This is a genomic window from Desulfitobacterium elongatum (genome assembly GCF_055378975.1).
The window spans coordinates 2413613-2430040 of sequence record NZ_AP038772.1; the positions used below are offsets into that span (position 1 = coordinate 2413613).

Consider the following 16428-nt stretch of genomic DNA (forward strand, 5'->3'; position numbering starts at 1 on the left):
ATTCTTTTATCGGCGTTTTGTTAGGCTTTTAGTGCACTTTACTCATTATAATTTCTTAAAGGATCGGGAATTCCGCATTGACGGATTTGGTTCTTTCGTGCTATTTAGATTATTGATGGACTTCATACGTTTAGATGCCCACCTCATCTCAGTGGCAACAACAGCGACTTCCATCATAGCCCTTAGGTAAAATACCCCACTGACCGTCCGTTGCCATAGATCCATGGCCTGATCAAATTTTGACCAGTATTCAGGGTCCAATGCTGTATACATAGAAGAATGGCGTTGTGTCAAGCCGAGTTGAACGTTATCTCGAAGACTTGTGAGCTTCTCCTTCCCAACAAGAATAACTTCGAGTACACCTTGGAATTCAGGACTAATTTCATCCCCGCTGAGAAGGGGGGAATCGGCTGCTTGACGACGTTTTACCCTTTGCCGAGTCATCTCTTCGATGTTTTCCCCTCGTTCAATGAAACCTCGACTGAGTTCAATAAGACGTTCCATGATTAGAGCCTTATCCTTCGAATTAAACTCATCTCGTGCATGTTCATAGAGTTCCATGACTTGGTCAAGACGAGCCTCTAAATCAGTGGGCTGGGCTTTTTCATAATCGTTGAGGGGGGTCGAGTCCACAAAGTGTTCTATGCTTTCATGAAAGAAGAGTGAAGAATCGTTGAAAAGAGAATACAGCTTTTCTTTAAGAGCTTTTTTGTAGCGTGGCGGTGCAAGACCACGGTTAATTGAGAGTGCAACAGCTAATCCGATAAAAATAGATAAAGAACGCGTTAAAGCATGCATAAGGAATTGATCAGGAGGGGCATCAAGAATAAAAATAATAGAGACAATCCCTAGGGTAACTCCTTCCCATCTGATACGATTAGCAATACCAATAATTAAAATGACAGCTAACCCAATGACAAAGGGATTATTCCCCAAGAGCAATCCGAGTACAATAGCGAGAGCCATAGATACGAGATGAATGGAGATTTGTTCCCAAGCGTTTGATAGTGCTTTAGTAACGGAAGGTTGCATATTGATGACAACGGTAATTGCTGCAAAGGTAGCGGGTTGAATTCGCAGAAGCTGACAGATTAGCATGGCCACAGTAACGCCTAAACCGGTTTTTAGAATTCTAGGCCCAAACCATCGAAAGAATTTGGAAAGCAAAGAAATCCTACCTCCTTAACCCTCGAGAAGATGTATGTGGGCTGATAGCCCTATCACTCTCGAAAATGTTATATAGAGTATAGACTTTTTGGGCCTTTCTCGCAAGTCGTTAGATTTTCGAAAGAGAAGGTAATGTATTGCCCCTTCACCTGGGAATACAAATACCATCTTGTAAAGACATATAACGGGAATACAACCAATGAGGTCGTATTCCCGTTATATTATAGCCAAGATCGAACTTAAATCATCTTGACAATAAGTTCGGCCGGATCGACAACCGGAATCTGTGCATCGTCATCCATTTTAACTTTAACTCCGTCCTCTAACATCGTAATGCAATAGGGACAATTGGCACCAATGGCTTGGGGCTCTTTGGCAAGTGCTTGATCTACTCGCATGTTATTGATTCTTTCGCCAAGATGTTCTTCCATCCACATCCTGCCTCCACCGGCACCACAGCAAAAGCTCTTATCATGATTACGATCCATTTCCACCAATTGGACTCCAGGAATCTTGCTAAAGAGTTCTCTTGGTGAGGTATACACTTGTTGGTAGCGGCCTAAATAGCAGGAATCATGATAAACAATCTTCTGAGCTTCCATTTGGACATCTTTGTTTAACTTAAGCTTGCCATCGTTGATCAGCTCGTTAATAAACTGAGTATGATGAACGAGCTCGTAGTTGCCACCAAATTGTGGGTACTCGTTTTTCAGCGTATTGAGACAATGTGGACATGCGGTAATAATTTTCTTGACCTTATATCCATTCAAGGTCTCTACATTTTCTGCTACGAGGGATTGATACAAATATTCATTACCAGCACGTCGGATATAATCGCCACAACATTTCTCTTCTGCTCCTAGTATGGCAAAGTTCACTCCTGCTGCATTGAGTATTTTGGTTACTGCTGTAGTGACTTTTTTTGCTCTGCCATCGAAGGAGCCTGCACACCCAACAAAGTACAGATATTCAACATCCTCAGGGTTTTCAACTTCACTCAACTGTTTTACGTTGAGATCAGCAGCCCATTCGGCACGTTTGTTCCAACCCACTCCCCAGGGGTTAGAGTTATTCTCTGTATTACGGAAGGCTGTTTGAAGTTCCGGGGCAAAGTTCCCTTCCATGGTAACAAGATATCTGCGCATATCAATGATTTTATTCACATGCTCATTCGATACAGGGCATTGGACTTGACAGGACATGCATGTCGTACATGACCAAATTACATCTTCAGTGACCACATCATTGATTAAACTCTTCTCTAAAATTGCTGCGTCTTCAGGATTCGTTTCAGCAATCTTAGCTATTGCTTCGGCAGACTCTTCCCCTGTTGACGTTAAGCCATACTTCTGCATGACAGCTCCTTTTTCAAGAAGGTGATTCTTCAAAGTCCGGCTTATAAGTTCTTTAGGGTTTAAGGGTTTTCCTGAATTTGTCGCTGGACAATTCTCCATACACCTTCCGCATTCGCCGCAGGCAAAACTATCTAATAATTGGTTCCAAGTAAAGTTTTCAATCCGTGATACTCCAAATTCTGATACGGTTTCATCTTCCAGGTTCAAGGGCTTCATTTGACCGCCAATGGGTTTCAAGGATGCCAAATAGGCATTGAAAGGCGCTGCAATCAAATGCATGTGCTTAGAATTCGGAATATAGACCAAAAAGGTCAGTAAGATAACCATATGGAGCCACCAAACAACATCTCTAAGTGCTATTAAGGCCGAGTCACTCAGCCCGCTCATCATAGTTGCCATTAAATTATACATGGGATCAAGCGCATAAGCTGCAATGTGTGGCTCCAACGCAAATTTAGCACCCGTTGACATCCATTCGGTAAGAATAACGAGCATAATAAATATAACGACTAAGGCTGCTTCCATCGTGCGATATAAGCGTTTAGGCTTGATTATCCATCTCCGTATGAGTCCAACGATTAACCCAAGGAACACCATAGCTGCTAAGATATCTTTGATAAGAAAAAAGTAGGGATTGGTGCTCAGAAACGGTATAGCGTAGTTCGGGAACAATCCTTCGAATATAAAGGGTATCTCTCCAATGCCAATAAAAATAAATCCCCAAAAAATGAAGAAATGAATGACTCCATAAGGTTCTTTTATCATTTTCTTCTGGACTAGGATATTCATAATGAAATTCATGATGCGCACTTTAGGTTGATCAAATTCTTCTTCTTTGGCAGCTAACATTAAAATATTAATTTTTTTACGAAGTGCGATAGTAAAGCCATAACCTGCTGCACCTGCAAGAACTAAAAATATAATGAGCCACGTTAAACGCATTTTATAAACCTCCTTTACCAAACTAAAGTTTCAAATAATTTAGTTAGACAGCGAAGCGTTTTTCACTTCGCTGTCATCTTGTTGTTTTATTGGTTAACGAGTTTTTTGAATTCCTGTGTTAATAAGGGAACAACTTGAAATAAATCTCCGACTATGCCAAAATCCGCTGCGGTAAAGATGTTGGCTTCTGGATCTTTATTAATCGCAACGATAACCTTGGAGGAGGTCATGCCAGCAAGATGTTGGATTGCCCCGGAAATACCACAAGCAATGTAAAGTGTTGGTGCTACGGTATTACCCGTTTGTCCAATCTGGTACTGTAAATCAATCCATCCGGAATCAACAGCCGCTCTTGAAGCCCCTACGGCCCCACCCACTACATCGGCTAACTCTTCCAGAACACCAAAACCCTCTTTATCCTTCATACCCCGTCCGCCTGCTACGATAAAATCAGCCTCGACGAGATCTGGGCGTTTCGATACTGCGATAGCGATATCTTTAACAATTGCCCGTAAATCGTCTGCATCAATTTGGGCATTCGCTTTGACAATCTCTGCCTGGCGATTGCTGTCCGGTTCCTGAACTTGGAAGGTATTAGGACGAATCGTGGCAATAATTGGGCGTACCGCTGTGGAAACTTGAGCAAACGCTCTTCCGGTAAAGATCGGTCGATTGAACGTAAGATAAGAGGCTGCGTCATATTCCATACCGATGCAATCATCAACCATGCCTACTCCGAGTCGCTGAGCTAGGCGAGGTGCTAAATCCCTACCTAGAGCTGAATGGCCAAGCAGGAAAGCCTGAGGCTCCTGTTCCTTGATCAGTTTGTTCATAACTGAGGTATAAGCACCTGTCGTATAGTTAGCAAGCTGGGCATCATCCACGACAATCACTTTATCCGCTCCATAAGGAATGACTTCTTTAGCTAAAGCTTCGACCCCCTGTCCTAGCAGTACGGCAACGACTTCGTCTCCCGCTTGGTCAGCGATTTCCCTGGCTTTACTCAATATTTCCAACGATACTCTGCGTATCTTCATATTGCTTTGTTCTATATATACCAAAATTTTAGCCATTTCTATACTCCTCCTCTTACAGTACTTTCTTCTCTAGGGACAGGATTCTTGTTAATTCACTGGCTGCATCCGCTGGCTCTCCAGGGATAAGACGCACACTCCCACGGGCTGACGGCAAGCTGAGTTTTTCAATTTTCATTGTAGCTGCTACACTTGCTGCATCTATTCCTAGGTCTGCAAGGGTAAACGTTTTTAGCTCTTTCTTTTTAGCTTTCATAATTCCAGGTACGGATGGATATCTGGGTTCATTGATGCCTTGTTGAACAGCGATAACTGCGGGTAGGGTTAACTCGAGCGTCTCTTTTCCCCCATCAATTTCTCGTACTGTTGTAGCCTTTGTTCCATCAATTTCTAGCTTGGTTACCATATTGGCTGAAGGAAGATTAAGCTTTTCTGCCAGGCGTACGGGGATTTGGCTAGCTCCAGTATCAACATCGGTTTTACCCGTCAATATAATATCATAGTTGAGCGAAGAGATAGATTTTGCCAGCACTTCAACTGCGCCCAGCTCATCGGAGTCTGTCAGGGCAGGGTCATCAATCAGAACTGCCTTGTCTGCACCCATGGCCAAAGCGGTGCGCAGAGCCGTTATGGTATTGCTGTTACCTATAGACACCAAGGTTACTTCGCCGCCAAATTTTTCTTTGAGGCGGATTCCTTCTTCAACTGCATACTCATCATCAGGATTAATGACTAAAGTAACACCGGCTGAATCAACTTTACCCTCTTTATCTAGAACAACTTTAGCTTCAGTATCAAATGTCTGTTTGATACACACGATTATATTCATTTTTTCTTCCTCCTCAGTGGAATTATTTCTAATAAAAGCTTCAAATGAATATTAACCCACCCCATAGATGCTGTTTCCATTAAAAATGGTTGTCTAAAAATGGTTGTCCTACGTTGATTGCTTTGAATAAACCATTATTCTTAACTCCACCTTCTATAAAAACAGCATCCTTTTAATCAACGATACATTCATTTGTCAATAAGCAGTGGCTACAATATACAGTCTATTGCCCAGCAAACAGTGCTTTTCGTTTTTCTAGGAAAGCGGAGCAGCCTTCCGTTTGATCTTGAGTGCTAAAGGTTAGACCGAAGACTTCAGCTTCATAGGCTTGACCACTAAGTAAGTCCACGTTTTGTCCTTTGTAAATAGCAGTCTTGGTTAATTGAACTGCTATGGGTGCGCGAGAAGCAATTTTTTTAGCCATGGAAAGAGCTTGTGTCATGAGCTCGGAAAGCGGATAGACTCGATTAACTAGACCAATTCGGTAAGCTTCTTGTACATCCAGGTTATCTGCAGTGAAAAGAATCTCACTTGCTCTACCGCTACCAACTAAGCGTGCGAGGCGTTGGGTACCACCGAAACCGGCAAGCAGCCCCAAACTGACCTCAGGTTGCCCAAATTTTGCATTTTCACTAGCGAGTCGAAAGTCACAGGCCATAGCAAGTTCAGTTCCGCCTCCAAGAGCAAAGCCATTAACTGCTGCAATAACGGGTTGGGGTATACTCTCGATTAGATTCATGAGATTTTGGCCTAACTGGCTAAAGTTGCGAGCTTGCATCGGGGTCATAGTGCTCATTTCCGCAATATCTGCTCCTGCGACAAAAGCTTTTTCCCCACTTCCTGTAAGGATAACAACCCTGATCGAAGTATCTTTTGCAAGTTTAGTGAAGGCTTGAGTGAGTTCTTCTAAAGTTGCGCTATTTAAGGCATTTAATGCCTTGGGGCGGTTAATAGTAAGGATAGCAATCTGTTCTTGACATTCAAGAATGAGATTTTGGTACTCCACGCAATCGTCCCCTTTCAATATAATCTAAGACCAATTTATCTCTCTACGATCAGGCTAATTCCTTGACCTCCACCTATGCATAACGTAGCAAGTCCCCTTTGAGCATTACGCCGTTGGAGCTCATGAAGAAGTGTAACAAGGATTCGGGTTCCCGAAGCTCCAATAGGATGTCCTATTGCAATAGCGCCACCATTAACATTGGTTTTATCGATATTCAGGTTTAGGTCACGAGTGACTGCAAACGCTTGAGCTGCGAAAGCTTCATTGGCTTCAACGAGATCGATATCTTCAATTTTAAGCCCGGCTTTTTCGAGTGCTTTTCGGGTTGCAGGAATCGGTCCGGTTCCCATAATCAGAGGGTCTACTCCGGCAGATGCCCAAGAAGTAATCTTTGCAAGAATCGGTAAACCGAGTTCATCAGCTTTTTCTTTGGACATGACGACTACAGCTGCTGCACCATCATTGATTCCTGAGGCATTTCCGGCGGTAACTGTTCCATCTTTTTTAAAGGCTGGACGGAGCTTAGAAAGGGTCTCAGGTGTAGATCCCATGCGGGGGTATTCGTCCTGACTAAATACTAAAGGCGCACCTTTTTTCTGTGGAATTTCGACTGGAATGATTTCTGCATTGAATGTGCCAGCGTTGATTGCCGCTTCTGCACGATTCTGGCTACGCAGTGCTAAGCCATCCTGGTCTTCACGAGAAATTTCGTACTGCTGGGCAATATTCTCTGCTGTAATTCCCATATGCACGTTATGAAAGGCATCAGTAAGCCCATCTACTATCATAGTATCAATAATGCTGTCATTTCCCATCCTGTAACCGTTTCTTGCCTTAGGAAGAGCATAAGCTGCTGCGGACATACTCTCCATTCCTCCGGCTACTATCACATCGGCATCTCCGGAAAGAATAGCTTGAGCTGCGCAAACAACCGATTTTAGTCCAGAACCACATACTTTACTTACCGTCCAAGAGGGGATCTCTTGAGGAATCCCTGCTTTCATAGCTGCCTGCCGTGCAGGATTCTGTCCCATGGCAGCGCTAAGAACGTTTCCCATAATGACTTCCTCAACTTGTTCGGGTTGAATTCCTGCTCTTTTTACGGCTTCTTTAATAACAATTGCACCAAGGTCTGCTCCGCTTAGTTGCCCTAGTGATCCTCCGAAGGAGCCGACCGGAGTGCGAACTGCACTTACAATTACAACTTCTTTCATGGTTTGATATGACCTCCCTTAATAATATAATAATCCTCTAAATAGATTACTTATTGCTTTTTCTCCAAATTCCCATGCGCTCAGCTTCGGCAACCAGTTCATCTTGGAATTGGGGATGGGCAATAGAGATTAAAGCTTCAGCCCGTTCCCAGGTAGATTTCCCTTTAAGATTGATTATCCCATATTCGGTCACCATGTATTGAACCATTGCTCTATGTGCGGTTACAATCGCACCAGGGGTTAAAGTAGGTTTAATCCGCGAAAAAATTTCCCCATTTTTTTTGAAGGTCGATTCTAAGCAGATGAAGGATTTTCCCCCTTTAGAACGATAAGCCCCAACCATGAAATCCCATTGACCTCCTGTACCGCTGATCTGACGAGTTCCAGATGACTCAGAACATACTTGGCCATAGAGATCGACTTCTACACAGTTATTGATTGCTGCCACATTATCATTTTTTGAGATGATAAAGGGATCATTCACATAATCTACAGCGTAACTGGCACACATGGGATTATTGTTCAGAAAATCATAGGTTTTTTGCGTCCCCATTGTAAACGCATATGCTATCTTGTTGCGATCGATATTTTTCTTGGCTCCTGTAACCCGGCCAGATTCAACCATATCAACCATAGAATCCGTAAACATTTCTGTATGAATTCCCAGGTCCTTCAATTCGGATTGTGCCAGCATCTTGCCCATAGCATTTGGCATACCACCAATGCCAAGCTGAATGCAGCTACCATCTACCATTTCCGGTAAAATAAAGGAAGCAATCTTTTCGTCGATTTTACTTGGAGTTGTTGAAGGAAGCTGGAGCATTGGACGATCGGATTCAACAATCCAATCCACCTCTGAAATATGGATATTCTCGTCCTGTCCGCCTAAGCATCGTGGAAGGTAAGAATTAACTTCGAGAATAATAATTTTAGCCTTTTCGCATAGGGCTTTTGTATGGGAGACCTGGGGACCAAAATTAAAGTAACCATGCTCATCCATCGGTGTGACTGTAATCATTGCTACATCGACATCGGCATACTTCCGATAATATCCAGGAAGTTCGTGATAAAGCATGGGAATATACCAACATGAGTTTTGGTCATGAAGCTTACGATCTAAACCACTAAAGTGCCAGTTGTTAAAGGTAAAATGCTCTGCGTTAGGATCAACTTTTACTACCTCTGGCATCCTTAAAGAAGTAACCGCTCGAATCTTTACATCCTTCAGTTCGTCTTTGCGTGAAGCCAGAGCCTGATCGAGAGCAATAACTTGACCTGTGAATGAGCCATAATCTACCCAATCTCCAGATTTTACTACGCGAACTGCATTTTCTGGAGTTGTGAGTTTCTCACTATATTGTTCTTCGTAACTCAAATAAACCCCTCCGCTTATTTTATAATCTTAGGCACTTAATAAATCTTCTAGACTAGAATTTTAGCAATATCCATTGTGTCTGGATTACTATCAGCTATATCATTATTGGGTTTTGAAATCGACTGATAAGAGAAAATATATGGCCCACGTTGATAATGAGGGGGCGTTGCTTTTTTGCATACGCCCCTTATAAGCGACCAGTTCCTGAAATAGGTGGGTGAACTCCCACTTACACTAATTCTAAAAATAGGGTGAATTCCCCATATTACCTATCGGAAACTATCACTTATTGACGATTATTTCGAACTATTTAACAGCTAATATGAATTCAGAGGGCGAGTTACCGCAAGATAGGTCTTTAGCCCTTTAAAATATGGCTACCAATAACAACTCGATGGATCTCGCTTGTGCCTTCATAAATTTCTGTAATTTTTGCATCACGCATCATACGCTCTACCGGATAATCACGGGTGTAGCCATATCCACCAAAGATTTGTACCGCTTGAGTAGTAACCCACATTGCAGTCTCTGCGGCAAACAATTTAGCCATAGCTGCAGCCTTTGAAACTGGTTTGTGTTCAGTAGCTAGATAAGCGGCTTGATAAACTAGAAGTCTAGCGGCCTCAATCTGGGTTGCCATATCGGCTAATTTGAATTCGTTCGCTTGGAACTTAGCAATAGGCTGACCAAACTGAACTCTTTCCTTAGCGTATTTAAGTGCTTGCTCATAAGCACCTTGGGCAATCCCAAGTGCTTGGGAGGCAATCCCAATTCGTCCAAAATCTAAGGTAACCATTGCAATCTTAAAACCTTGACCTTCTTGGCCTAAGAGGTTTTCAGCAGGCACGCGAACATTTTCGAAGACAAGCTCGTAAGTGGCTGAGGAACGAATTCCCATCTTTTTCTCTTTTTTACCAAAGCTAAATCCAGGCATACCCTTTTCCAAGATGAAGGCAGCAATACCCTTATTTCCTTTGCTCTTATCCATCTGAGCAGTTACAACATATGTATCTGCTTCTTTACCGTTAGTAATAAAGATTTTAGATCCGTTGATAATATAGTCATTTCCGTCTTTGACAGCAGTCGTGCGAGTACTGGAAGAATCAGAACCAGCCATAGCCTCGGTCAGTCCAAAGGCTCCCATTTTTTCTCCTTTTGCCAATGGAGTTAAATATTTTAGTTTTTGCTCCTCGGTTCCAAAGAGATAAATTGGGTTAGCGCACAAACTGGAGTGAGCGGATACGGTAACACCGACTGATGCATCCACTCGGGAGAGCTCTTCTATTGTAATCGCATAGGTTAAGTAATCTGCCTCAGCACCGCCGAATTTTTCAGGAAAGGTAAGTCCACAAAGCCCAAGCTCTGCCATCTGGTTCCAAATCTCGCGTGGGAACTCTTCTTTTTCATCCCGCTCTTCAGCCCCTGCTGCACACTCATTCTCAGCAAAATCTCGCACCATTTTCTTCATCATTAAGTGGTCTTCAGTTAATTCAAACATCATTTTTACTTCGACTCCCCTCAAATATTATATGTTAGGGCTATTTTTAATTATCTGGATGCCCTTTACATCAAGTGTAGCTCCGTAAATTAGAATTATATTTATTTAACATTGACTTAATAATTATAGAAACCTCTTCCAGTTTTACGCCCTAACCAACCTGCCTTGACATATTTGCGTAAAAGTGGGCAAGGACGGTATTTGTCACCGAGTCCTTCGTGGAGAACGTCACATATAGCGAGTACCGTATCTAGTCCGATGAGATCAGCTAGTTCGAGAGGTCCCATAGGATGATTTGCTCCGAGTTTCATACAATTATCGATTGCTGCAGGCTTAGCCACTCCCTCATTGAGTGTCCAGACGGCTTCATTAATCATGGGAATGAGAATTCGATTTAAGACGAATCCTGGGGCGTCATTGACTTCGACAGGTGTTTTGCCCATTTCAAGGCCTAATTTCTCAATTTGTGCATAGACCTCATCACTTGTTGCTATACCCCGGATAATTTCGACAAGCTTCATAACAGGGACTGGATTCATAAAGTGCATACCGATTACTTTATCGGGGCGGTTAGTACACGCTCCAATTTCTGTAATTGGTAAGGAAGAAGTATTCGAGGCGAGTATAGTATGTTCAGGACAGACTTCATCAAGTGTCTTGAATATTTGTTCCTTAATCTTCATATTCTCTACGGCAGCTTCAATAACTAAATCTGCAGTTGCTGCATCTTGGAGCGAGGTACTTGACTTAATACGGCCAAGCATACTTTCCTTATCCTCAGCTGATAATTTCCCTTTTTCTACAGTGCGGTTTAAGTTTTTCTCAATTCCTTTTATACCTTTAGCTACAAACTCTTCTTTAATGTCATTTAATATGACATTATATCCCGCTTGGACAGCGACTTGAGCAATTCCAGAACCCATTTGACCTGCTCCAATGACCATTATGGTTTTCATGATATTCCTCCTCATTTTTACTCTCTTAAATCTGAAGTTTTAATCTATATGCTATTTCTTAAATGCTTTGCAATTACAATACGTTGAATCTGATTCGTTCCTTCGTAAATCTGTGTAATCTTAGCATCGCGCATATAGCGTTCGACTTTGTACTCCTTCGTGTAACCATATCCCCCGAAGATTTGCACAGCATCTGTAGTGACTTTTACTGCGGTGTCACTGGCGAACATTTTCGCCATGGAAGCTTCTTTGCTATACGGGAATCCTAAAACTCGGTTTGCTGCCGCTTGGTAGACGAGTAAGCGAGCCGCTTCCAGCTGAGTTGCCATATCTGCAAGCATGAACTGAATCCCTTGGAAATTCATGATCGCCTGATTGAACTGAACCCTCTCTTGAGAATACGCTAAGGCAGCCTCGAAGGCTGCTTGACCGATCCCTAAGGCCTGTGCCCCAATGCCGATTCGTCCGTCATCGAGTAAAGACATAGCGACTTTGAAGCCTTGTCCTTCTTGACCAAGTCGGTTCTCTACCGGAACAATAACATCTTCAAAAATTAGTTCACAGGTTGAGGAACCATGTAAGCCCATCTTCTCTTCTTTCTTACCGACTATAAAACCCGGAGTATCGGCATCCACGAGGAAGGCGGTGACTCCATTGGGACCTTTAGAACGGTCAGTGGAAGCCATAACGGTATATACACCAGCGTAGCCTGAGTTTGTAATAAAGCGTTTACTGCCATTTATAACATAGTAGTCGCCTCGTCGCTCCGCTGTTGTAACCAAACTTGACGCATCTGAACCAGAATTCTCTTCCGTGAGAGCGAAAGCTCCGATTATTTCTCCTCGTGCGAGCTTCGGTAGGTATTTTTGCTTTTGTTCTTCCGTCCCGAAGTAGAGTATGGGGAAAGTGCCGATGGATGTATGAACGGCAAGGATGACGGCTGTTGATCCACAACCGCGGGCGATTTCTTCAATGGCTAGGATGTACGATATGAAGTCCGATCCCGATCCACCATACTCCTCAGGAATTGGAATCCCCATGAGGCCGAGTTCCCCCATTTTCTTAATTAAATGAAGGGGAAATTCGTGAGTCTCATCTGTAATTACGGATTGTGGTATCACTTCTTCTTCCACGAAGTCTCGTACCATCGTACGCATCATACGTTGGTCATTGGATAGTGTGAAGTTCATTTACTCCGCCTCCTCGTTGCGAATAATTACTCGCTGTGAACTTCATGCAATATCCGTCTCTTTGTGCGGACCTGCTATAGATGGCAGTGATTCCTAGGGCGCTTAGATGGAAAAGTGCTAGATTCCTCTCCAATTCGTTGAATTTAATTACTATTTTGAATTTTTTAATTGTTTAATATATATTGCAAGAAGCATGCCATTCACTAACACTTCTTCACTGTATTGAAAATATATTTCTTGAGAAAGAGTAGAAAATATATTGAGAATGTTCAAAAATGACTTCAATGACCAGATTTCAAAATCTTCAAAGCGACTCTATAAGCGGGTCTCGAGAATCAAGCAACGAACCATGATTAAAGAAGACATAAGGAGAACCTAATTCAGATACTATCAATAAAATTAAAATCCTAGACTATTATGAAATATAAGAAAATTTGCACATATATTGTGATTGTGAGCTTTATGTGTTTGTGTCCGTTATTTGATACAGTGCATCTGGTTAAACAGAGTTAATATGTCGAAATCTGCTTAATATCATCATTGTCGCAAAAAATAGACAGTGTCTCGATTTAGAGACACTGTCTATTCCACGATATTAAGTTTGGCCATTTTTTTATAAAGAACAGAACGATGAATTCCGAGGATTCGTGATGCATGAACTTTGTTTCCTTGGACACTCCTCAATGCCCCTCGAATAATGTCCCGCTCTGCCTCCGCTAAAGCGAGTTCTAATGTTTTATCAACGAGATGAAGAGAGGCCTCTTGAATTCCAGGTAGGGAGAGATGCTTTGGTTGAATCCAAGTCTCGTCACATGAGACCATAGCTCGTTCTAGAATGTTTTCCAGTTCTCGAATATTTCCTGGCCAGTCATATGCGCATAAAGCTGAGAGACTCTCGGGAGTCAAACCATGGATTAATGTAGCTAATCGATTATTAATTTTTCGAATAAGCGCTTTTGAAATCGGGCCTATATCCTCTCTACGTTCCCTGAGAGGTGGCAGTTCTATCGTGAGTACATTTAGACGGTAATAGAGATCCAGGCGAAACTTGTGTTCCATCACCATTTGGTGTAAATCTCTGTGCGTAGCAGCAATGATTCGCACATCAATCTTGATCGGCTCAGTTCCACCGAGGCGCTCCACTTCTCGCTCTTGAAGGACACGTAAAAGTTTGGCTTGCATGGCTAGGGTCATGTCGCCAATCTCATCGAGAAAAATTGTCCCTTTGTCAGCGAGTTCAAATTTACCAGGTTTTCCACCTTTACGCGCGCCAGTAAAAGCTCCTTCCGCATATCCGAAAAGTTCCGATTCGAGAAGGTTTTCTGGAAGTGCAGCACAATTGACTTTAATACAAGGTCCTTTATTCCGTATACTCGATTCATGAATGGCATGTGCAAAAACCTCTTTACCCGTGCCGCTTTCTCCCAGAACCAAAATGGTGGATGTCGTTTGTGCAGCACGATTGGCTAAAGACTTTGCCTTTTTCATGATCGGGCTTTCTCCAATGATATCGTCAAAAGCAAATCGAGGCGAGTGAAATTTACCCAATTCTTCCTTATAATAAGCGAGGTTTTCTTCTAAACGCATGACTTTCTTGGCAAACATCTTAGCGATCTCCATGTTCTTAAAAAGGGTTTTTCCAATTGCGCCAACGACCTTTCCATCCCGTTCGATCGGAACGCGCATGATGATAAAATCCCGACCACCCACATGCCAGGCTTCCCCAAATTGGGCCAGACCTGTTTTTAGAGTCTGCGGGAGTTTAGAATCCGGGCTAATCTCCTGGATATGTTTGCCTATGACGTCCTGAGACTTGAGTCCCATCACATCCAAAAAGAACTGATTCATAAGGATAATACGTTCATGATCATCGATGACAACCATTCCCTCATACGAGTTCTCAACGACTGCTTCGAGTGTAGCCATCAGCTTTTCATTCGTACTTAAACGATGGGTCACAGCATCCAGTTCTGTTACATCTTTTAAAATGGCTACCGCTCCGAGGAGCTTCTCCTCCCCAAACATTATGGGCAAGAAATCCGCGTAAGTGTTGACGTCCCCAAATTGCACACGAATTCCCCGGAGTTCCTGTCCAGTTTCTAATGCTTGATAAGTTAGTGAGTCGGGGAAGAATTTCTTGATATGCTGCCCCATGACTTCTTTTTCTTGGAAGCTTAACGTCTTTTCAGCCGATGGGTTATAAAAGACGATTCGACCTTGAGAATCAATGGCGAGAATCCCATTATGAACAGACCCGATGATTCGACTGATAAAGTAATCAAGATCCCGAAGCATTTCTCGTGTAGCCTTCGTGATATGGGCTAAGCGAAGTTCACCTTGGAGATGGTCTTCTCGGTTAGTGACAAAAGCCGAAGCCCATCCTCGATTTATAATATGATCGATATTCTGAATGAGGCCATCTTCTTCGTAAACAATACGTTCTGGCTGGCGGATCAAGGACTTGACTGGAGCTAAAGGATTAAAAACTTGACTCGCAAGACAATCTAGAATATCTAAGCTTTCAAGGACCCCACGTAAACAGCCCTCGTCATTAACAACTGCCACACTCGAAATCTGATGCGATAAAATAAATTGGAGGGCCTCCTTCAGAGGGGTTTCTTCGTTGATCGAGGGAGTAGGTGCTATACATTCATGACATTCTAGCAAAGAGAGTCCAAGTGATATAAATTGTTCCACCTTATCCCCCCTTTAGTTTCAATCTCCTTCTGGTCTTGCTAAGCAAATGCAGCCACGCAAAATTCTACTGGATACTGTCAGCTGAACATAATGCACTCGAATTCTGTTTTATTAAAAAAGTAATTTATTATATCATAATTCTGAAAGTTTGGATATTTAAATGTAATTCACTCTAACTTCCCTTTTTCCCTGCCTGTAAGGATAAGTATTTTCTCGGATTTAGTATACAGGAATAATTAAGAGCTCCAGTTGGAGCTCTTAATACCATATCGTCTTAGATTTTAGATAACCTTTATAGCATATCCAAGAAAGTTTTTCTCGTTGGTGCTGGGAATTCATTCGACAGCTTTTCTAAATCATCGTCTGTAATCTTGAGTTCTGCCACCAAAGAGTTTTCATTTACATGGTCGATTGTTCCCGCCTTCGGAATCGCAACGACATTTTCCTGCTTCAACACAAAATACAAAAGCAATTGTTCCGGTGTTATGTCATACTTTTGAGAGATGGCTTTAATTAACTTATTTTCTACCAGGTCTTTTCTCATGTTTTGGTTGTGAGCCATAGGGCAGTAGGCCATCATCGGGATATGATGATCTTTTAGCCAAGGCAGCAGGTCGTATTCAGCACCTCGAGAATTCAAATGATACAACACCTGATTGAAAGCACATTTGTTCCCGTGCTTTATGTTCCAAAGTTCCCTCATATCCTGGGTGTCAAAATTGGATACGCCCCAATTTCTAATTTTTCCACGAGTAACAAGCTCATTCATACATTCTACTGTTTCAGAGAGTGGAATGTTCCCTCTCCAATGAAGCAGATATCCATCAAGATACTCCACACCCAATCGTTTCAAAGAAGCATTGCAGGAATCAAAGATATTCTTACGCCCTGCGTTATGCGGGTATACCTTCGATACAAGAAACACATTCGTTCTTTCATATCTGCTAATCGCCTCTCCCACCAATTCCTCTGACCGTCCATCGCCGTACATTTCCGCTGTATCGATTAACGACATACCCATTTCCAAGCCAAGTCGAATTGCCTCAACTTCCTGTTTCCATTGATTCTGCTGTTCACCCATATACCAAGTGCCCTGTCCCAGCTTTGGCATCAATGAACCATCAGGTAGACTAATGTTGTGTTTACTACATCCTACTTTCATCTT

The 16428-nt window shown here is 42.5% G+C and carries 12 protein-coding genes; all 12 read right to left on the bottom strand.

All coding sequences use genetic code 11. From position 1 onward, the window contains the following. Positions 1–45 precede the first annotated feature (45 nt). The 12 genes from ACZ42W_RS11360 to ACZ42W_RS11415 all read right to left on the bottom strand — a co-directional run bounded on the left by ACZ42W_RS11360 (position 46) and on the right by ACZ42W_RS11415 (position 16425). Positions 46–1167 carry an FUSC family protein gene (locus ACZ42W_RS11360; RefSeq protein WP_464165476.1) on the bottom strand — a complete coding sequence of 374 codons (1122 nt, stop codon included), beginning with the start codon at positions 1165–1167 and terminating at the stop codon, positions 46–48. A gap of 239 nt (positions 1168–1406) precedes the next feature. Next, positions 1407–3464, bottom strand: a complete 2058-nt coding sequence (locus ACZ42W_RS11365) for a heterodisulfide reductase-related iron-sulfur binding cluster (protein ID WP_464165477.1) — start codon at positions 3462–3464, stop codon at positions 1407–1409. 86 nt (positions 3465–3550) lie between these two features. Beyond that, complete coding sequence (locus ACZ42W_RS11370; protein ID WP_464165478.1) at positions 3551–4537, bottom strand: electron transfer flavoprotein subunit alpha/FixB family protein; 987 nt, start codon at positions 4535–4537, stop codon at positions 3551–3553. Positions 4538–4553: 16 nt separating this feature from the next. Further along, positions 4554–5327, bottom strand: coding sequence for an electron transfer flavoprotein subunit beta/FixA family protein (locus tag ACZ42W_RS11375; RefSeq protein WP_464165479.1), 774 nt, complete (start codon positions 5325–5327; stop codon positions 4554–4556). Positions 5328–5550: 223 nt separating this feature from the next. Next, positions 5551–6333, bottom strand: a complete 783-nt coding sequence (locus tag ACZ42W_RS11380) for an enoyl-CoA hydratase-related protein (RefSeq protein ID WP_464165480.1) — start codon at positions 6331–6333, stop codon at positions 5551–5553. 35 nt (positions 6334–6368) lie between these two features. Further along, positions 6369–7547 carry an acetyl-CoA C-acetyltransferase gene (locus tag ACZ42W_RS11385; RefSeq protein WP_464165481.1) on the bottom strand — a complete coding sequence of 393 codons (1179 nt, stop codon included), beginning with the start codon at positions 7545–7547 and terminating at the stop codon, positions 6369–6371. A gap of 46 nt (positions 7548–7593) precedes the next feature. Then, entirely contained in the window at positions 7594–8922 is a 1329-nt protein-coding gene (locus tag ACZ42W_RS11390; RefSeq protein ID WP_464165482.1) for an acetyl-CoA hydrolase/transferase family protein, read from the bottom strand. 358 nt (positions 8923–9280) lie between these two features. Beyond that, complete coding sequence (locus tag ACZ42W_RS11395) at positions 9281–10423, bottom strand: acyl-CoA dehydrogenase (RefSeq protein ID WP_464165483.1); 1143 nt, start codon at positions 10421–10423, stop codon at positions 9281–9283. 113 nt (positions 10424–10536) lie between these two features. Next, positions 10537–11376 carry a 3-hydroxybutyryl-CoA dehydrogenase gene (locus ACZ42W_RS11400; protein WP_464165484.1) on the bottom strand — a complete coding sequence of 280 codons (840 nt, stop codon included), beginning with the start codon at positions 11374–11376 and terminating at the stop codon, positions 10537–10539. A gap of 44 nt (positions 11377–11420) precedes the next feature. Next, entirely contained in the window at positions 11421–12566 is a 1146-nt protein-coding gene (locus ACZ42W_RS11405) for an acyl-CoA dehydrogenase (protein WP_464165485.1), read from the bottom strand. A gap of 582 nt (positions 12567–13148) precedes the next feature. Continuing rightward, positions 13149–15263: a sigma 54-interacting transcriptional regulator gene (locus ACZ42W_RS11410; RefSeq protein ID WP_464165486.1), complete on the bottom strand. Its 2115-nt coding sequence runs from the start codon at positions 15261–15263 to the stop codon at positions 13149–13151. A 292-nt stretch (positions 15264–15555) separates the two neighbouring features. Continuing rightward, positions 15556–16425, bottom strand: a complete 870-nt coding sequence (locus ACZ42W_RS11415) for an aldo/keto reductase (RefSeq protein WP_464165487.1) — start codon at positions 16423–16425, stop codon at positions 15556–15558. Positions 16426–16428: the final 3 nt, after the last annotated feature.